General features: G+C 39.3%; 20 protein-coding genes. 7 read left to right on the top strand and 13 right to left on the bottom strand.

Annotation, left to right across the window (positions count from 1 at the left end; all coding sequences use genetic code 11):
• Nucleotides 1-57: 57 nt before the first annotated feature.
• On the bottom strand, nt 58-1245 hold the full coding sequence (locus QTA56_RS04390) for a phosphoglycerate kinase (protein ID WP_267979711.1): 1188 nt from the start codon (nt 1243-1245) through the stop codon (nt 58-60).
• Between the two features lie 140 nt (nt 1246-1385).
• Here QTA56_RS04390 and QTA56_RS04395 point away from each other — a divergent pair, with 140 nt between their 5' ends.
• Nucleotides 1386-1769, top strand: coding sequence for a DUF2237 family protein (locus QTA56_RS04395; protein ID WP_267979712.1), 384 nt, complete (start codon nt 1386-1388; stop codon nt 1767-1769).
• Nucleotides 1769-2362, top strand: a complete 594-nt coding sequence (locus QTA56_RS04400) for a Maf family protein (protein ID WP_267979713.1) — start codon at nt 1769-1771, stop codon at nt 2360-2362. The genes QTA56_RS04395 and QTA56_RS04400 overlap by 1 nt, the downstream gene beginning before the upstream one ends.
• Here the strand turns inward: QTA56_RS04400 and QTA56_RS04405 are convergent.
• Together QTA56_RS04405 and QTA56_RS04410 are read right to left on the bottom strand one after the other, a co-directional pair.
• Complete coding sequence (locus tag QTA56_RS04405) at nt 2359-2688, bottom strand: hypothetical protein (RefSeq protein WP_267979714.1); 330 nt, start codon at nt 2686-2688, stop codon at nt 2359-2361. The two genes, QTA56_RS04400 and QTA56_RS04405, sit on opposite strands and share 4 nt — an antisense overlap.
• Nucleotides 2678-3094: a hypothetical protein gene (locus tag QTA56_RS04410; RefSeq protein WP_267979715.1), complete on the bottom strand. Its 417-nt coding sequence runs from the start codon at nt 3092-3094 to the stop codon at nt 2678-2680. The genes QTA56_RS04405 and QTA56_RS04410 overlap by 11 nt, the downstream gene beginning before the upstream one ends.
• 202 nt (nt 3095-3296) lie before the next feature.
• On the opposite strand from QTA56_RS04410, the gene QTA56_RS04415 reads away from it, so the two are divergent.
• The 3 genes from QTA56_RS04415 to QTA56_RS04425 are packed head-to-tail and all read left to right on the top strand — an operon-like array spanning nt 3297 to nt 5616.
• Nucleotides 3297-4091: a PP2C family protein-serine/threonine phosphatase gene (locus QTA56_RS04415; RefSeq protein ID WP_267979716.1), complete on the top strand. Its 795-nt coding sequence runs from the start codon at nt 3297-3299 to the stop codon at nt 4089-4091.
• The gene (locus QTA56_RS04420) at nt 4081-4290 is read left to right on the top strand and encodes a DNA translocase FtsK (RefSeq protein WP_267979717.1); all 210 of its coding nucleotides are present in this window, start codon (nt 4081-4083) and stop codon (nt 4288-4290) included. The genes QTA56_RS04415 and QTA56_RS04420 overlap by 11 nt, the downstream gene beginning before the upstream one ends.
• A 27-nt stretch (nt 4291-4317) precedes the next feature.
• Nucleotides 4318-5616, top strand: a complete 1299-nt coding sequence (locus QTA56_RS04425) for a hypothetical protein (protein ID WP_267979718.1) — start codon at nt 4318-4320, stop codon at nt 5614-5616.
• Nucleotides 5617-5659: 43 nt separating this feature from the next.
• Here QTA56_RS04425 and QTA56_RS04430 read toward each other — a convergent pair whose 3' ends face one another.
• From QTA56_RS04430 to QTA56_RS04440, 3 genes are all read right to left on the bottom strand, one after another.
• The gene (locus tag QTA56_RS04430) at nt 5660-6913 is read right to left on the bottom strand and encodes a serine hydrolase domain-containing protein (protein ID WP_267979719.1); all 1254 of its coding nucleotides are present in this window, start codon (nt 6911-6913) and stop codon (nt 5660-5662) included.
• 80 nt (nt 6914-6993) lie between these two features.
• On the bottom strand, nt 6994-7848 hold the full coding sequence (locus QTA56_RS04435) for a MaoC family dehydratase (RefSeq protein WP_267979720.1): 855 nt from the start codon (nt 7846-7848) through the stop codon (nt 6994-6996).
• Nucleotides 7849-7914: 66 nt separating this feature from the next.
• Nucleotides 7915-9306: a 3-oxoacyl-ACP reductase gene (locus tag QTA56_RS04440; RefSeq protein ID WP_267979721.1), complete on the bottom strand. Its 1392-nt coding sequence runs from the start codon at nt 9304-9306 to the stop codon at nt 7915-7917.
• A gap of 224 nt (nt 9307-9530) precedes the next feature.
• Between QTA56_RS04440 and QTA56_RS04445 the strand changes: the two genes are divergently transcribed.
• On the top strand, nt 9531-11057 hold the full coding sequence (locus QTA56_RS04445) for an acetyl-CoA C-acetyltransferase (protein WP_267979722.1): 1527 nt from the start codon (nt 9531-9533) through the stop codon (nt 11055-11057).
• 584 nt (nt 11058-11641) lie between these two features.
• Here QTA56_RS04445 and QTA56_RS04450 read toward each other — a convergent pair.
• The 4 genes from QTA56_RS04450 to QTA56_RS04465 all read right to left on the bottom strand — a co-directional run bounded on the left by QTA56_RS04450 (nt 11642) and on the right by QTA56_RS04465 (nt 14098).
• A complete protein-coding gene (locus QTA56_RS04450) occupies nt 11642-11992 on the bottom strand; it encodes a hypothetical protein (protein WP_267979723.1) in 351 nt (116 codons plus the stop codon).
• A gap of 114 nt (nt 11993-12106) precedes the next feature.
• Entirely contained in the window at nt 12107-12895 is a 789-nt protein-coding gene (locus QTA56_RS04455; protein ID WP_267979724.1) for a glutathione S-transferase N-terminal domain-containing protein, read from the bottom strand.
• Between the two features lie 12 nt (nt 12896-12907).
• On the bottom strand, nt 12908-13420 hold the full coding sequence (gene rraA / locus QTA56_RS04460; RefSeq protein WP_267979725.1) for a ribonuclease E activity regulator RraA: 513 nt from the start codon (nt 13418-13420) through the stop codon (nt 12908-12910).
• 12 nt (nt 13421-13432) lie between these two features.
• Nucleotides 13433-14098 (bottom strand): NAD(P)H-binding protein, encoded by a 666-nt coding sequence (locus QTA56_RS04465; protein WP_267979726.1) that lies wholly within the window; start codon nt 14096-14098, stop codon nt 13433-13435.
• A 211-nt stretch (nt 14099-14309) separates the two neighbouring features.
• Between QTA56_RS04465 and rpsT the strand changes: the two genes are divergently transcribed.
• Nucleotides 14310-14576: a 30S ribosomal protein S20 gene (rpsT, locus tag QTA56_RS04470; RefSeq protein WP_267979727.1), complete on the top strand. Its 267-nt coding sequence runs from the start codon at nt 14310-14312 to the stop codon at nt 14574-14576.
• Between the two features lie 45 nt (nt 14577-14621).
• On the opposite strand, the gene QTA56_RS04475 is transcribed toward rpsT, so the two are convergent.
• The 3 genes from QTA56_RS04475 to QTA56_RS04485 form a co-directional block, all read right to left on the bottom strand.
• Complete coding sequence (locus QTA56_RS04475) at nt 14622-15911, bottom strand: hypothetical protein (RefSeq protein ID WP_267979728.1); 1290 nt, start codon at nt 15909-15911, stop codon at nt 14622-14624.
• A gap of 187 nt (nt 15912-16098) precedes the next feature.
• Complete coding sequence (locus tag QTA56_RS04480; protein ID WP_267979729.1) at nt 16099-16830, bottom strand: histidine phosphatase family protein; 732 nt, start codon at nt 16828-16830, stop codon at nt 16099-16101.
• Between the two features lie 56 nt (nt 16831-16886).
• A complete protein-coding gene (locus tag QTA56_RS04485) occupies nt 16887-17744 on the bottom strand; it encodes a 3'(2'),5'-bisphosphate nucleotidase CysQ family protein (protein WP_267979730.1) in 858 nt (285 codons plus the stop codon).
• Nucleotides 17745-17754: the final 10 nt, after the last annotated feature.

Consider the following 17754-nt stretch of genomic DNA (forward strand, 5'->3'; position numbering starts at 1 on the left):
GATTTCCATCGACTCTTCTTTTTAAAACATGCTTATAAATCAAATATTAAATACTGATTACGCACGCTCAAGCAAAACTGCAACTGCTGGAAGCGTTTTACCCTCAACAAACTCAAGGAATGCACCACCACCTGTTGAGATATAACCAATTTGATCAGCCACGGCATATTTATCAATGGCTGCAAGCGTATCACCACCACCCGCAATCGAAAAACCAGCAGATTCAGCAATTGCCAATGAAAGTGCCTTGGTGCCTTCACCAAATTGATCAACCTCAAATACACCGACTGGGCCATTCCAAAGAATGGTTTTTGAAGTTTTTAGGATCTCGGCAAATGCTTTCGCTGTTTCAGGACCTACATCCAAAATCATGTCAGTGTCAGTCACATCTGCAACGTTTTTCACTACGGCTTGTGCATTTGCCGCAGAGTTTAAGAAATCATCAAAATTGATTTGGCTGGCATCAGCAACCACAACATCAGTTGGCAATGGTACGCTCACTTTTGCAGCGATTTGTTTTGCAGTATCGACCAAATCAGCTTCGTAAAGTGATTTACCGACATTGAATCCAGCAGCAGCCAGGAATGTATTGGCAATACCACCACCGACAATCAATTGATCACAAATCGTAGAAAGCGAATTTAACACATCAAGCTTGGTTGATACCTTAGAACCTGCAACAATTGCCACCATTGGTTTTTCAGGAGTTTGCATTGCACGACCAAGCGCATCTAACTCAGCCGCCAATAATGGGCCTGCCGCAGCAACCTGAGCAAAACGGGCTGCACCCTCAGTAGAAGCTTCGGCGCGGTGGGCTGTACCAAATGCATCCATCACGAATACATCGCAAAGTGCCGCATATTCCTTTGCAAGCTCTTCGTTATTTTTCTTTTCGCCATGGTTGAAACGAACGTTTTCAAGCAATACAACCTGACCTGCTGCAACTTCAACGCCATCTAAATAATCAGTCAATAACTGAACATCCTGACCCAATGCCTGACTTAAATAAGCTGCAACAGGTGCAAGTGATTGTTCTGGTTTTGGCTCACCCTCTACAGGACGACCAAGATGAGAAAACACCATCACAGCTGCACCTTTATCCAAAGCGGCTTTAATGGTTGGTAGTGCAGCGCGTAAACGTGCGTCGCTGGTAATTTTCCCATTTTTTACAGGAACATTTAAGTCTTCACGAATAAGAACTCGTTTACCTGCTAAATCAAGATCAGTCATGCGCTGAAAATTCATGGATGGCTCTCTAATTGATTTTAAAAACGGCGTAATTTTAAATGATTCTTAAAAATAAAGGTGAGTTTTTTTGCAGAAAAGCTGTTGAAAGCTGCTATTTTGGTGATAATACTTGGCATTATTTAACTGCAAAATGTTTTATGTCTATTCATCCAGATCCGAAGATTAATCGTTTAAACGTACTTGGCGAACCTTTAGCCAGTTGTTGTTACGATCCCATTACAGGTTATTTTCGTAATGGCTTTTGCCATACTTCGGTTACAGATTTAGGTCAGCACACCATGTGTGCCCAAATGACTTCTGATTTCCTGAATTTTTCACAAAAAGTGGGTAACGATTTAATCACGCCATTACCTGAAGTCGGTTTTCCGGGGCTAAAACCAGGAGATTTCTGGTGTATCTGTGTGACCCGTTGGGTGGAAGCCTATCAGGCTGGCCAGGCCCCACCGATCAAGCTCAATGCCTGCCATAATGCAGTATTGCATTATGTTCCCCTCAATATTCTTGTGGAATATGCGGTTTAATGAGCCAATTTGAATTGATTCTGGCTTCAAGCAGCCAAACCCGTAAAGATTTAATGGATCGTTTAGGTCTGGATTATCGTTGTATTTCACCTGATATTGATGAATCAGTACAAGGTGAAACACATGCCGATGACTTAGCCAAACGCTTGGCTTATGAAAAAGCCCATGTCATTTCCAAACAATATCCAAACGCGATTGTGATTGGTTCTGATCAGGTGGCTTGGCGTGAACATGCACCTGATGACTTTATTGGTAAACCGTTAACGGTTGAAAATGCAATTCAGCAGTTACAGGCAAATTCAGGCAATACCGTATTTTTTAGTACAGCCCTCAGTGTTCAACATGCAGCTTCTGATTTTGAAATCACTTTGGTTGAGCATTATCAGGTTAAATTCCGTCAACTGAGTCTTGCAGAAATTAAACGTTATATTGCAGTTGATCAGCCTTTACATTGTGCAGGCAGTTTTAAATGTGAGCGTTTAGGTATTAGTTTATTTGAAAAAATGATTGGCGATGACCAAACCACACTCATGGGTTTACCGATGATTCAACTGTGTAGAATTTTACGGCAGTTTGGAATAAATGTGCCTTAATTTCGATAATCAACAAAGTCTACTTTTTCCACCTTAGCATTTTTAAGATTCATACGACATATAGGCGTTTCAGGTAAAGATTTTTTAGTATAAAACATCATACTGTCTTTATCTGAATGATACATTTTAAAATCTGGATAAGATGAAACTAAATCAAAAAGGTCATTTTTAGACATATTTTTTTCGATTTTCCTACATACTTCTTTGAGTTGTTTTTCAGATTGAACCCTCACCACAATCCATTGACTACAGGAAAATAAAATATAGCCCAAGCAAATTATTGTACCCATCTTAAAATATTTACTTATCTGATTTTTATTTCCCATGATTCTCCCACCACTTAATTTGCTTAATATTAGAATTCTGATACAGAATACGATCAATAATATTTGCAAGTTCAATCAATTGATCTGAAATATTAATTTTCTTAAAAATCCATTGACGTATAATCGGCTGAGATGGATTAAGAAAAATCAAGAAACCATTATGATATTCTTCATAATGACCACAACCAATCCAAATCGGCTGATATTTTTCATTTTCAAGATAAATGATATATCCCCAATCTTCTACAACATAGCCATTCGTTATGACTCCAAATTGATTGAGTTGTTTTATCAAATATTTTGCTAAATCTTCACCCCAAATTTGCCCGCCCCATTTTTCTATTTCACTTTGAGTCTGCGGGAACAAATCGCTGCAAAACTCAACATGAGTTTTTAAGATTTGCATAAAATTCCATACCCTTAAAGAAAGAAAAAACCAACTTTACGCTTTTAAGAGTCCGTTCACGGTGCAATTTTCTCTTATTTCATTATACTATCTTAACAAAATATTTATTTTATAAATTAACCACTTAAAACCAAAAATATGATTGACCACTTCATATTTCCATTGCTATAACTTACTCACTTTCTCCTCATCAGGGCTCACCGTGACTGATCTCTATTATGAAACGCAGGCTTTAACATGGCGAGCAAAATCACCCATTCAACAAGATGCAATCTTGATTGGAAATAAAGTAATTCAGCATGATGGCTTTATCAGTAAACGCTATCTTTACCAAAAAGATAATGATTGGTGTGCTGCTGTTTCAGATGGTATCAGCACTAGCCCGAAAGCGGAGCAGGCATCAAAATGCGTTTTAAACAGTGTTTTACAACAAACCCAAACTCAGCAACGGATTCATTTAAAACACGTTCAAGATGATTTAAGCCAGCATTTAGCAGGCAATCCAAAGACTTATGGTTCTAGTGCCACCTTGGCAGTTGTTACACCCTCTAGCCCATTTGGTTTTGTCAATATTCAACATTTGGGGGACAATCGAGTCTATTTATTTAGCAGCCATAATCAACACTGGTATGCCCTGACCCAAGACCATAATTTTCTGACAGAAATGCAGAAAAATGGTGAAGCAGAAGTTAAAGAAAATGAACAATATGCCAGTTTCTATTACATGCTGAACTATTGTTTTTGTGTAGATTCTTTACATGAAGTTCCCGAATTTTCCCCCAAAGAGGAATATTTGGTTGAGGGAGATGCTCTCTTGATTTGTAGCGATGGTGTGCATGATGTGTTGGAATGCAATCACTGGAAGCCTTTAATGCCTGAAACCCCATTAAAAACATGGTTATTAAATATGAAAACTGCCCTCCATCAAAACCATGCTTTTGATAATGTCAGTATGATTTTGATTCGTTTAACACAGGAAAATCAATATGCAAAATAATGAGGATTTATTACAACAGGCAATTTTATTTGTTCAAGAAGTCGAATACATTTCTGTTTCAAGCTTACAAAGAAAATTTTTAATCGGGTATCAACAGGCGACTGAGCTATTACAGTGTTTGATTGAGAATAAAATTTGTGGAGCTGAATTAACAGTTGGTTTGGGTTATAAAATCCAGCTACATCTTAACAAAATTTAAATACTATTTTTCTAAGAGGAATTTCAAATGGAGCGTCTTAATTGTTTTAACACTTATATGAGCAAGGATTCTTCACATGAAGACCAACTTACACGAGCATATCTTATTTTATTAAAATATTCTTTTCATGTTTTTTCTTCTTTTATCAACTATGTTGAACAAGAAAATAATAATGAATACAATATCAATTTACTTAATCTATTAAATGATATCGACTGGAATTTTGAGACACAAAAAGGAAATCCTAGCATCGAAACAAATTTTTTAGGTTCTATTTTAATTACTGATGAAAAGCCAACCTCAAACTTTACCGTACAATCAACAAAGAGAAATGCACGTTATGATGGTTTAATTTCATTTGGTTCTCAACTCACACTAATTATTGAAAATAAGCCTAATTCTGATCATATTTGGTTTAGTCAATTAAACCCCTCAAAAGAGAATTTAGCTGAAGAAACAAAAGTTTTGCAGAAACCCATTATTCTTGAATGGAAAAAAATTATCAAAAATTTAAATACATTGTTAACATTTGAAACATTAAATGGGCCTGAAAAAATGATGATCAATGATTTTTTGAACTACATTGACCATAATTTTCCAAAACTAAATCCTTATGATAGCTTTAAACTATGTAAATCTAGTCATAAACTATTAGAACGGCGAATTTTTAATATTCTCAAAGAAATTGCAATTGATGAGAACATGGTTAAATACCATAATGGCTGGGGATACTACATAGAAACACCATCCAATCTCCATTCAATTCAAAAAATAGGTCTAATACTAGATCAAGATTCAAAAGGATGGGATATCAATTTAAGCTTATATTTTGGTGATACGCAAAGCCAAGCAAAATCTTTTTATAGTAAAAACCCTGATTTTAGCAAAGTAACTAACTCTAAATGGAGTGATCATCCCAATTTTCATTTTGGTTTTATGACATCTAATCTTGTTTGGTTCAAAACGCCTAAGAACCAACTTGATTCAAAATCATATATCCAATTTTGGAAAGAAAACAAGAATTTAATACGTCAACATGCAAGAAGTGAGATACATGATCTAGTTAGTTACTTAGTAAATGAAAAAATTATTATTATTGATGAAAATAAGCAAACAGAACTTAATAATGAATTTTTTGGAACAAAAAGACAAACATTAAATATATGCCCTGGATTTGGTATTATTTCTACACTAGATTCAGTATATTGTGAAAAAAATGACAATGATACCTACCTTTTAAAAGATATTACCCAACGCATTCAACAAGGATTATCCATTATTAACTATGATGTAACAAGCTTTATTAAGGCGCAATATCTTGTTTAAATAAAAAATAAATAGAGGGATTCTCATACGCCCTCTCTTATTGTTAAAACCAGCCTTTTCTACCCGTCAATATTTCATCAGCACAGCGCAAGGCCTCCTGACTCAAGCCCCATAAACGATAATCACCTGTTGCAGAAGTGGTACTAAAATTATGCGTATAAGCGAAACTGAGTTCACGGTCAGGATCACACCATGCACCTGAACCATTAAAGCCCATATGTCCAAAGCCATGTGGTGAACGCTTACCCATCGTTAAAATACGGTGATAACCCAAACGCCAGTGCATTGGAATTGGCATCACACGATCACGGGCTTTCGATTGTACTGTACTTAACTGCTTAAACACTTCTGGACGAATCAATTGCTGTCCATTCCACTGCCCTTGATTGGCAAGCATTGCATAAACTCTGGCAAGACTATCTGCTGTAAACACCCCATTGGCGGCAGGAATCACGGCTTGTAGGCCTGCATCACTATAAAAGCTAAAGTTACGCATGCCTTTCGGAATCATGGCATCCTGAAAATCTTGCGGGCTTTGCCCAGAAATTTCCAATAGTTTTTCTGACAATGAAACCTTACGTGGTTGATCGCTTTTCTTGGTTTGTGGTTTAGGTGTAACTACTGATTTTGGTTTTTCCAGCAAACGAGCAACCCGATCCAGCTCAGAAGCAGGTACGCCAAAATAAGCACCATTCAATTCAAGTGGTTGAACCAAATAACGTTGCATTAACCAGCTCAGCGGTTGCTTGGCAGCTTTTTCAATCACACCACCGACAATCCATCCATAAGTAAGCGGCTGATACGCAAAACTCTGCCCTGCTGCAAAACGAGGTGTCGCTTTGGCAATGACATCCAGCATATGCGGCCAATCCAGCATTTCCGTTGCTGTATCAATCACATTGCGAATATCAAACAAACCACTTTGATGGGACAGGACATGACGCAAGGTGATGTTGGCTTTGCCATTTTGAGCAAACTCAGGCCAGTACTGTGCAATTGGCGTATCGTAATCAAGCAAACGTTCACTCACCAAGATATGTGCAAGTGTTGCCAGTATGCCCTTACCTGTCGAATAGCACATCGACAATGTATCTACTTGCCAATCTTGATCTTGAGATTTCTTACCCGTAAAAATATCGACAACTTTCTGGCCTTGAAAATAGACCACCAGTGCCGCGCCACCCTGATGGCTGCGTGCATCCTGAAAACGGCTAAACTGTGTAGCCAGATCAGTGAAACGCTCATCAACCTTGCCATGATAATTATGTGTATCGGCAAATAAAATCTCTTTAATCACAGCCCACATCCTTATGATCGTTATGTTTTTAGAATACCCCTCTTGCGAACAAAAGGGATAATTTAAAATACGATTTCGTATTAAAGTGCTTTTACTGTACCTGCAACGTGAGGTTTCTGAGATTTCACATTACGAATCAAGAAATCAGTTTCCTTGCCCTGAGTTGCAGTTAGAAACTCAACTTTTGATGGAAGATACATTGGTAATTTAAACCATACATCTGCTTCATAGGCATCTGCCAGATCAAGGCTTGCCAATGCTTTTGCCTTACTCCACATACCATGTGCAATCGCCTGTTTAAAGCCAAACGCTTTTGCAGTGACTGCATGAATATGGATCAGGTTAAAGTCGCCTGAAATCGCTGCATAACGGCGACCCGTATTTTCAGCAACATTCCACTCTGCTTTTGGCTGATAAGCTGGTTCTTTGGTATCTTTGGCTTTCTCGCCTGCTTTTTTCTCAGTTTTTTGACGTGACAAATACGTGGTTAAACTTTCTGCCACTACTTCATTGCCCACTTTGGCAGTGGTAATGAAGTCAAATTGCAAGCCTTTGTCATGTGGCTTCAGCTCACCAAATTTACAAGACAGGGTGATTTGCTCATTCACACCAATTTTGCGTGTTTGCTTGATCTGGTTACGAATATGCACCAAACCTAAAATCGCAAATGGAAATGCTTCGCTGGTCATCATGTGCATTTGCAGGCTTTGAGACAATACAGCCAGATATATGGCTGGTACAAAACCATCATTTTTAAAACCACAAATCTCGTTATAGCTTTCTAAATGTTTGGTATCAATCTTTAGGGTATCCACCACGTATTCTACCTGCGGCAATACTTTCTCACCTTTTGGCTTTTTAAAAATTAAACCCTGAATGACTTTTGGATAAGCTAAATAAGGTTTTGGCAATTGACTAAAATGACGTGTATTCATAATGGACCTTTCAATAATTTTTATAAAAAAGGGATGCAAAAGCACCCCCTTTCAAAACGTTAATGCTTACGCACCCAACAAGCTTTGACCACATACGCGAACAACGTTACCAGTCACACCTGTTGAACCTGTAGATGCAAACCATGCAATCGCCTCTGCCACATCGACAGGTTGACCACCCTGGTTCATCGAGTTCATACGACGACCAGCCTCACGAATCGCGAATGGAATCGCAGCAGTCATCTGAGTTTCAATGAAACCAGGCGCAACAGCATTGATCGTAATACCATTCTTTAATGTAGGGGCAGTAAATTTCACTAAACCAATCACGCCTGCTTTAGAAACAGCGTAGTTTGTTTGGCCTAGGTTACCTGCAATACCACTGATTGATGATACACAAACGATACGACCATTTGCATTTAAACCATCATTTGAAAGTAAGTAATCGTTAACACGCTCAATTGCAGACAAGTTGATGTTGATTACCAAATCCCAAAGCTCTGGCTTCATGTTTGCCAAAGTTTTGTCACGGGTAATACCAGCATTGTGAACAATCACATCCAAACCGCCTTGTTTAGCAGCGGCAGTTTTGATTTTCTCACCAGCATCGGCAGCAGTAATGTCGATTGCCAATACTGAACCACCAATTTCACCCGCAACGCGCTCAAGATCAGCTTGTTGTTGTGGAACATCCAGACAAATCACGTGTGCGCCATCACGAGCAAGAACGTGTGCAATCGCTTCACCAATACCACGGCTTGCACCAGTCACCAACGCTGTTTTACCAGCAAGTGGTTTTGCCCAGTCTAATTTCACTGTTTCTGCTTTAGAAACACGGATCACTTGACCAGAAACGTAAGCTGAACGTGGAGAAATCAAGAAACGTAAAGTTGACTCAAGGTTTGCTTCTGCACCTTGATCTACATAAACCACTTGAGCAGTGATACCTTTCTTGAACTCTTTACCAGCAGATTTAACAAAACCTTCAAGCGCGCGCTGAGCAATTGCCTGTTTTACAGTTTTCGCTGTTTCAGGAGTCGTACCGATCACAATCACACGACCTGAACTTGAAATCTGACGTGCGATTGGGTTGAAGAAGTTGTACAACTCTTTTAACTGTTCAGAATCCTTGATACCAGAAGCATCAAATACCACTGCCTTGAACTTAGATTCTTTGTCATCTGCATTCAAAGGACGAAGATTTAAACCTACTTTTGCAGCAGTTTGTTGTAATTCAACGTTGTTGCCCACATAGCTATCTGCGTGGATGTTGCTAAGAACTTGAGCAATCGCAGCAGAAATTGTACTTGATGGCGCTGCGCCAAGCAATACTGCACCATTCACAACAGGTTGAGCACTCTCGAAACGATCTAACGCAACTGGTGATGGTAAACCTAAATTTTTTACAACAAATTTACCCAAAGGTGATTGTGTAAATGCCTGGTATTGATCGGTCATGGTTATTATCTCTCATACAAATGAATTTTTTACAGATACATGAATCATGTTGGCAAAATAACATGGAATCAGGGTCTGATTGACTCACAGCAAATCATACTTGAGTTCATGTCTGGATGTCTTGACCTGAATGCGGTCTCCAACGTCATTCTAGTCAATACAGCTGCATTGTAAATATGCTATGGTTATAATAAGAATATCGCAATTATGCTTGGAAAAGCCTTATGAGCAAAACAACTCAAGAAAATCCAGCAGTCGAGAATTCTGCTCAGGAAACTGTGTCAAATACATCAAAAGCTACTTCTACCACAGGTAAAAGTGCTGACACAACTTCTAAAGCAGCAAGTACGACACCAAAAACGACGCGTACTCGTTCTACAAGTCGTAGTACCAAAAGCACTGCTTCTTCTACTTCTACAAAAGCAGCAACAGCTAAAACAACCAAACCTTCTGTTCAACAGGATAAAAGCATGAGCCAAAACACTGTTCGCCGTGTTGCCATTATTGGCGGTAACCGTATTCCATTCGCTCGTTCAAACGGCGCATATTTCACTGCTTCAAACATGGATATGTTCACCGCGGCATTAAACGGCTTAGTTGAGCGTTTTAACCTACAAGGCCAACGTTTAGGTGAAGTGGTTGCAGGTGCGGTATTAAAACACAGCCGTGACTTCAACATGACTCGTGAGTGTGTTTTAAACACTCAGCTTGCACCAGAAACTCCAGCTTATGACATTCAGCAAGCATGTGGTACTGGTTTACAGGCAGCTTTCCTTGTTGCAAACAAAATCGCTTTGGGTCAAATCGAAGTGGGTATCGCAGGTGGTGTAGATACAACTTCTGACGCACCGATCGCTTTTGGTGACGGTTTACGTAAAGCTTTGCTTGAGTTGAACATTGCTAAAACAGGTAAAGACCGCTTAAAGGCATTGAAAAAAATCAACCTTAAAGACTTGATGGATGCGCCTAAGAATGGTGAACCACGTACAGGTCTTGCAATGGGTGACCACGCTGCCATTACAGCGTTAGAATGGGGCATTACCCGTGAAGATCAAGATGCCTTAGCCGCTTCTTCTCACCAGAAAATGGCGAAAGCATACGAAGAAGGTTTCTTCGATGACCTCATCACACCGTTCCTGGGTTTAAGCCGTGACAACAACTTACGTGCTGACTCTAGTGTTGAGAAATTAGCAAAATTAAAACCAGTTTTTGGTAAGGGTGAAGCTGCAACAATGACAGCTGGTAACTCTACTCCATTAACTGATGGTGCTTCTTGTGTACTGTTGGCTTCTGAAGAATGGGCTAAGGCAAATGGTCACGAAGTTCTTGCCTACCTAACTTTCTCTGAAACTGCTGCGGTTGACTTCGTTGGCAAGAAAGAAGGTTTATTGATGGCTCCTGCTTATGCAGTTCCACGTATGCTTGAGCGTGCTGGTCTTAAACTTCAAGATTTCGACTACTATGAAATCCATGAAGCATTTGCATCACAAGTTCTTTCTACCCTAAAAGCTTGGGAAGATGAGAAATTCTGTAAAGAGCGTTTAGGCCTGGATGCACCTTTAGGTTCTATTGATCGTAGCAAACTCAACGTGAATGGTTCTTCTTTAGCTGCGGGTCACCCATTTGCTGCAACAGGTGGTCGTATCATCGCGACTGCTGCGAAGTTACTTAACCAAAAAGGTTCAGGTCGCGTTTTAGTTTCGATCTGTGCTGCTGGTGGTCAAGGTGTTGTTGCAATTATTGAAAAATAATCGCTAACCTGATCAACAAGGGGCTGGGTCTTTGGATTTAGTCCCTTTTTTATTATAATTATGGTTAAGTAAAAAAATACCAATAAAAACATTTATCCTATGCAGTCTTTCTTATTTGATCAACTTTTTTATATAGGTGCCTGGCATCCAGTTTTATTGGTTCTATTATTTTTGTTTGGATTTTATCTTGCGGAATTATCTTTTAAAAAGGCTTTAACCAAATATCCCGTTGAAAGCCTACAAGGTTATAAAAGAGTATTAAATAGCGTCCTTTGTAGTGTTTCATTTTTTACGATGAGCTATGTATTTAACTTTAATTTTATCTATTTTCTTTCTTCCTGTATTTGTTTACCTTATATGATAACTAGTAAAATACACTACCAAATCAATAATGGATATTAAAATATGTGGTTGTTTATTATAAACATCTTCCTATTTTTTGGGTTATGTTTTGTACTACTTCACTTTTTAGCAGGTGAAGAAAGACATTTATCTATTATTATATTTTTCGCTATTCGTCTTTGGGGAATAAGTTTTTTTGTTTCTGCTTTACATCTAGCCAACCAAATTTATACTTAGGCTATTTAGCTCTTTTGAAACTTTACATAATAATCATTCAAAACTTTGATAATTTTCTTCAACTCTTTTAGATTCTCTTCTGTATTTCCTAAACGCTCGACAAAACGTTGTGAATGAATTTCCAGATCAATTTTTTCATTGATCTGTGGTGTAATTTCAAAAAGTTTCGCTAAGTTATTAAAATTATCTAGCTTGCGGTTTGAAAAGTAAACTAAACGAGAATCCAATTCATTGAGTACCCGACCATTTAGAATAGGCCCTTTCTCTGAGTTAAATTCTAAATCATGCTCTTTTAAGAACAACTGTTCAGGTGATTCCTTATTGCTTTTAAATAAGCTTGTAAACTGGCTTAACATCTATTAATTCCATTACCTTGAGGGTATTATTAAACCGTTAAACACTTATCATAAGCAACTGACATCATCATTTCCATATAAAAAAAGCATCCTGAACAGATGCTTTCTTATCATTTATTTTCCGTACTGCTTTTTCAGGTACTCAACAATCTTGGCTGACTCAAACATCTTCACGCCTGTGTTTGGATCAACCAGATATGGCACCTGAATATCACGCCCCATCACCTCCACCACTTTTTCACGCTTACCATTAGGCAGTGGAATATAGTGGCCTGGTTTCAGACGTAAAACCGCAGGTCCCATATCTTGCCAGCGTTCTTTTGGTACATTATGTAGTACATAAGGGAGTTCTAATTCCGTTAATACTTCACGAACCAGACGTGTATAGGGACTTGCCTCAAAGCTCCACAACTCTAATAACTTTTCTGGTGCAGGACGATCTATAATCTGCTGCTCAATCCATATACCACGTCCCACATTGGCAACTGAAGCCAAAGCCGAAATATACGGAAGTTTTGGATAGTGGCTGAACTTTCTTGGAGTTTGCCCTGTTTTACCATAATGCTTGAATAGGTAATGAATAATCTCTTGTGACTCATAAAGTTGAGTCCCTGTATTTTCATCAATTAAAAATGGAAACTGTTTTTTTCCACCTTTATCTTTTACAATTTGGCGATACTTCTTCCCACCTTTAGGACATGGATAAATTTCCACATCCAGATTCAGCAAGGTAATGACCTCACGAACACGGCGGCAAAATGGTGAACCCTCAAATTCATATAACTTTAAAGGTTTTGCTGGCTGCTTAGGTTGTGGTGTCCCCATCACACCCCGCCCACCCTCAATCAGGCTTGCGGCAACAGATTGTAAAACCTTAATTTGATGATTCACCATTTTCAGCATATCGCGATCCTTTTAACAGTCGACTAACTTTTCTTTAGCAATCACAATTCCGTTATTATCTGCATAGATATAATCACCAGAACTGATTGTTACACCACCAAAATACAATGTGATATCGACTTCACCTATGCCTTTACGATTACTTTTTTGTGGAATTGCAGCCAATGCATGCACACCTAAATCAAGTTCAGCAATTGCATCCACATCACGTACACAGCCATAAATCACCACTCCATTCCAGTGGTTCTTCACCGCCGATTCTGCAATCAGGTCACCCATCAGGGCGCAACGCATGGAAGCACCACCATCCACAACCAGCACCTTACCTGCACCATCAGTTGCCAATAGCTCTTTTACACGTGAGTTATCTTCAAAACACTTGACTGTTACAACCTGCCCACCAAAGGTTTTACGCGCACCATAACTTTTAAAGAATTTTCCATCTAGGCTTGGTGTGACCACTTGCAGGTCTTTCTCAGGATTGTCATCTAACAGGTCACAGGTTACAAAAGGGATTGTTGCCACTGAAGTTCTCCATTATTGGGTTTGTTGTATACTCAAATTATCATACAGCTTAAATGCAGCTGTTTGGGTCTGGGCTGCGACCAGCATAGTATGCGCCAATTGTTCGGCGGATACAGGCTTAACTTTAAACGGCTTGATCCAGGCTTTTTCAACCAGTTTATATACGGTCTGAGCCATATCTTCCAACACCCTTACTTCACTGCGCTTACCAATCAACAATGAAGGCTGGAAAATTGAAAGTTTATAAATTGAGAGGCTTTTGAGATATTCTTCCAATTCGCCCTTTACCTTATTGTAGAAAATTGGCGATTTAGCATTCGCTCCCAAGGCACTGACAACCAATAAATGAATATTTTTATCCTGAACCAGATCAGCAAAGTGTGCATTGATTTCATAATCAATTGCATAAAATTTTTCTTTTGAACCCGCCTGTTTAATGGTGCTTCCCAAGCAGCTAAACGCATGGGTATGTGAACTAACATCCTCATCATTCAACAAAAGAAAATCCTCCAGAATAAGCTGTGTTACTTTACTATAAGATTTTAATATATCTGAATTTTTTCTCACTACAACCGTGATTGAACTAAAATCATCTGATTGTTGCAACCGCTCCACCAAGGCCTGGCCAACCAGACCCGTTGCACCAATCACGATTGCTTTTTTATCACCTCTTTTCATTTTTATATCACTCAAGTTATAACTAGGGTTAATGTAACGTTTTCTTGCAAGATTATCACCTGTTAAATGTAGTTAAAGACATTACAAGGCTTGACTTCACGGCGTAGTTTCCTCAAAATATGGCACTTGTTTACGGGCTGGTGAATGTTTCCAATTTTGTTGGTTTAAACTTCAGCCCGCCCAGACCAACTTATTTTCAAGGAGTGCACGAGTGGCAAACTCTGCTCAAGCTAAAAAACGTGCTCGTCAAAACGTTAAAGCACGCAAACACAACGCAAGCTTGCGTTCTATGGTTCGTACTTACATCAAACGTACAGTAAATGCAATCGCTGCTGGTGATTATGCAGTTGCTACAGAAGCTTACAAAAAAGCTGTTCCTGTAATCGACCGCATGGCTGATAAAGGCATCATCCACAAAAATAAAGCTGCTCGTCATAAGAGCCGCTTAAATGCTCAAGTTAAAGCGCTAGCTAACTAATTTGTTGCATGTAAAAAAGCCCGTTTTTCGGGCTTTTTTATTGTCCTAACTTTTAGCTTCATAGGGCTGTAAAGCTGTTTCCTCATCCTTAACGATCTTGATCAACTTTTGGCAAAACTTATAGCTGTCTTCCAATAGTCCCAGATCATGAACCCGAGCCTTATTCAGGGTTAACAATGTTTTATGATGCTGGTAACGTTTACCCAGATAATCTTCGTCCTGACTCAAGGCGATCATCATCAACTCAAAGCGAAAGTCCAAATCAATCTTAATATCTGCTGGCATATCGCCATAAGCCCAAGCCTGTAAAGTTTCCAGCCTGCCCTGCCCCAAATTTGAGAAGATAAAATTAATATAGGCATCAAGGTTTTGGAAAAATTCCTGAATATCAGTCTGTGTATCCCAGCGTCCCGTTAATGCAAAACACGGTTCAGTACTATTTTTCAATCCTGTATTTTTATGCACATCCATAGAACGCAAGCGGAAAATCAAACGTTCAGGCAACTGTTCCTGTAAATGTTGGGGAATGAAATGGTCGGTAAAATCCATTGCAAATGACAACATCGGACTAATGGTCAGTTTTCTAAGCACCATTTTTAATTGATAGAAAATTCCTACCTGTTCTTGAGTAAGCAAAAAGCAGCGATACCCTGTATCTTTAGCTAATTGTGGTTTTCCCAGATTTCCCCAATTGGAAATAAAGTCATGTGCGACATTAAAAACACTAAGTTCAAGGTTTTTGGTATAACTTTGGTGTTCAAACCATTGACTAATGAGCTGTTCAGCCTCTGGCATATTTTGTGGAATGGGAAACTGGCTTAATTCAACAACCGCTTCGACTTGAGATTGAGGCCCAGATGATACAGATGCAGGTTCCTGTTTGATCTCCAAAGGTTTGAGTAAATAAGGCTGTAGCATCATCACAACCGCATTTTCTGGCGACTGTAGCTCACCAATTGCCCAAACATTATAATTCGGTTCATAAAAGCCCACGCCTGTTTCATGCACCGCCTCATAAAAGACCCGATACATGGCATCATTCTGCTCAACCTGCTCCAAGGCATCGAGCTGGACGACAGCACACGTTTCCTGATCAAATTTATGCCTGATCTGCTGCACCCATTTCTGGGTATGTTCTGAAAAATAGGCTTGATACAGGGGATCACAAACTTTATTTGCAAATGAAGTCAGCCAAGCCTTTAGAGTTTTGCCATGACTTGGGATATGACTATATTGTTGATGTAATTCAAATGCCACCTGATATGAGTCATCTTCGCTGGGAACCTTGCCTGTAAAGATTTCTGGCTCCCATAAATAAATTGTGTTTAATGACATATTTTTATCCGATTATGCGTCAATCTTATCTTTTTATCTGCCTATAATGACGAAAGAAACAACTTTTTAAAAGTAAACTTTTTATTATTTTTTGAGTGTTGTAAGTAATTTATTATGCTTTAGAAATTATTAATCCCGCTGATAATAATGAATTTATATTGCTTATTCTCTTTCATACTTATTAGGCTTATTGATTCTGAAAATCCTTAATGGTGAGTTCCTGCCTTTCACCACGCCAAATCCATTTCAACTTGCTGTTGACAAAGTCCTCTCCCTCAAACCAGACAAACAGCCCCTCCATCATGTCAGGCCAATCGGACTGTTCAATTTGTTTGTTACCTGAAATGACCGCAACAATCGCAGCCAGAATGGTGTCATGACTCACAGCCAGACTTAATCCATTCTGTCGAGTGGGATGGGTATGATAAAGCAGTTCAAGGACATCAAATACGCCTGTAATGGGGTGTTTCATCCCTGGCAAGGCATTATTGACAAAACTATTGATAAACCCCAAGGCACCCTGTTTACGGAAATAAGGCGCAGCCTGTTGAATGTCCAGCACAAAGCTGCCTGGTTCAACCAGCAAGCGCTGTTCAACAATTTCAATGGTATGGGTATTGACCACTTTATGGATGCGATCAGCACCCTCTATCATCAATGCGGCGGTATCCACGCAACGCTGGATTGGGCTTGAAATACAGTGCTGAATGGCCCGATCTGTATTCTGAATTAAATATTGTCCCCATGCATAGGCAAGCTCCCGACCCTGTTCAGTCAACTGTAGATCATAGCCCGCCAAACCCTGACCATTTACTAATTCACGTAGCGAGTGGCGGGTAAATAGAGTCACAGGGGTTGAAGCATCGGGAAGTAAATCAATTGCTTCAAACATGCTTTTTGGCAATAAATGCAGGGCCATATTACAATTTATAAAAGATGAGAATTTAGCCCACTATACCATGAGCTGCTCAACTCTCAATCTAAAATGCCTGAATGACTCAAGGCATCATAAGCAATTTTTTTGCAATCCTGATCTCTAAAGGCGATAAAACCCTTGTTCAGCACAGTCTCACGCTGGTTGTACTGAAATGGCTTGCCATCCAGTGTCATCAAACCACCACCAATACTTTCCAGAAAAGCCTGTCCTGAACTGGTGTCCCATTCAGAGGTTGGATGAAAGCGCGGATAAATATCAATCTCCCCCTCCAGCATCATACAGAATTTATAGGCACTGCCTGCCTCACGACGAATAACCTCACGATACTGCAAAATCGGTTCAATAAAGTTTTTGTACTTTGGATTCTTACTATTATGACTCAGACCAATTTGAATCGCTGCTTCAGCCACATGTTCTTCAATCTGGTACTGCGACCATTGCTGGCGGCTAAAACTGTATTTATAAGGCTGTTGGGAGGTATAACCGATATACATCACCTGCTCAGATGGCACCGCAATAATCGCGAAAGTGGTTTGACTGTTTTCAATCAGGCTCAGGTTGATGGTAAATTCATCACGCTCATGGATAAACTCCTTGGTTCCATCAAGGGGATCAAGCATCCAGCAACGTTGCCATGCAGCTCGGGCAGAATAATCACTTTCTTCTGACAACACAGGCAAATCGGGGGTTATTTCCGCCAAGTGCTTTAATAAAAAGCGGTTTATCTTGAGGTCAGCCTGTGTCACAGGTGAATCATCACTTTTTTCCTGAATATTAAACTCGCAACCCGCACAATAACTTTGGTATTCTTCCAGCAATATTTGACTTGCCTGCGCCATGATTGGCACAAGTTGCGAAATCAACTGATCCTGTGGGGCAAGCGTTTTAATAAACATAGATCAACCT

Origin of the sequence: Acinetobacter thutiue, from assembly GCF_030385805.1 — a bacterium.
Taxonomy (GTDB): Bacteria; Pseudomonadota; Gammaproteobacteria; order Pseudomonadales; family Moraxellaceae; genus Acinetobacter; species Acinetobacter corruptisaponis.

Coding starts and splice junctions, on each gene's coding strand:
- QTA56_RS04410 (WP_267979715.1), bottom strand. CDS start 3,094: ATGCAAATCTTAAAAACTCATGTTGAGTTTTGCAGCGATTTGTTCCCG.
- QTA56_RS04420 (WP_267979717.1), top strand. CDS start 4,081: ATGCAAAATAATGAGGATTTATTACAACAGGCAATTTTATTTGTTCAA.
- QTA56_RS04435 (WP_267979720.1), bottom strand. CDS start 7,848: ATGAATACACGTCATTTTAGTCAATTGCCAAAACCTTATTTAGCTTAT.
- QTA56_RS04400 (WP_267979713.1), top strand. CDS start 1,769: ATGAGCCAATTTGAATTGATTCTGGCTTCAAGCAGCCAAACCCGTAAA.
- QTA56_RS04445 (WP_267979722.1), top strand. CDS start 9,531: ATGAGCAAAACAACTCAAGAAAATCCAGCAGTCGAGAATTCTGCTCAG.
- QTA56_RS04485 (WP_267979730.1), bottom strand. CDS start 17,744: ATGTTTATTAAAACGCTTGCCCCACAGGATCAGTTGATTTCGCAACTT.
- QTA56_RS04395 (WP_267979712.1), top strand. CDS start 1,386: ATGTCTATTCATCCAGATCCGAAGATTAATCGTTTAAACGTACTTGGC.
- QTA56_RS04465 (WP_267979726.1), bottom strand. CDS start 14,098: ATGAAAAGAGGTGATAAAAAAGCAATCGTGATTGGTGCAACGGGTCTG.
- QTA56_RS04425 (WP_267979718.1), top strand. CDS start 4,318: ATGGAGCGTCTTAATTGTTTTAACACTTATATGAGCAAGGATTCTTCA.
- QTA56_RS04455 (WP_267979724.1), bottom strand. CDS start 12,895: ATGCTGAAAATGGTGAATCATCAAATTAAGGTTTTACAATCTGTTGCC.
- QTA56_RS04390 (WP_267979711.1), bottom strand. CDS start 1,245: ATGAATTTTCAGCGCATGACTGATCTTGATTTAGCAGGTAAACGAGTT.
- QTA56_RS04480 (WP_267979729.1), bottom strand. CDS start 16,830: ATGGCCCTGCATTTATTGCCAAAAAGCATGTTTGAAGCAATTGATTTA.
- QTA56_RS04450 (WP_267979723.1), bottom strand. CDS start 11,992: ATGTTAAGCCAGTTTACAAGCTTATTTAAAAGCAATAAGGAATCACCT.
- QTA56_RS04475 (WP_267979728.1), bottom strand. CDS start 15,911: ATGTCATTAAACACAATTTATTTATGGGAGCCAGAAATCTTTACAGGC.
- QTA56_RS04440 (WP_267979721.1), bottom strand. CDS start 9,306: ATGACCGATCAATACCAGGCATTTACACAATCACCTTTGGGTAAATTT.
- QTA56_RS04405 (WP_267979714.1), bottom strand. CDS start 2,688: ATGGGAAATAAAAATCAGATAAGTAAATATTTTAAGATGGGTACAATA.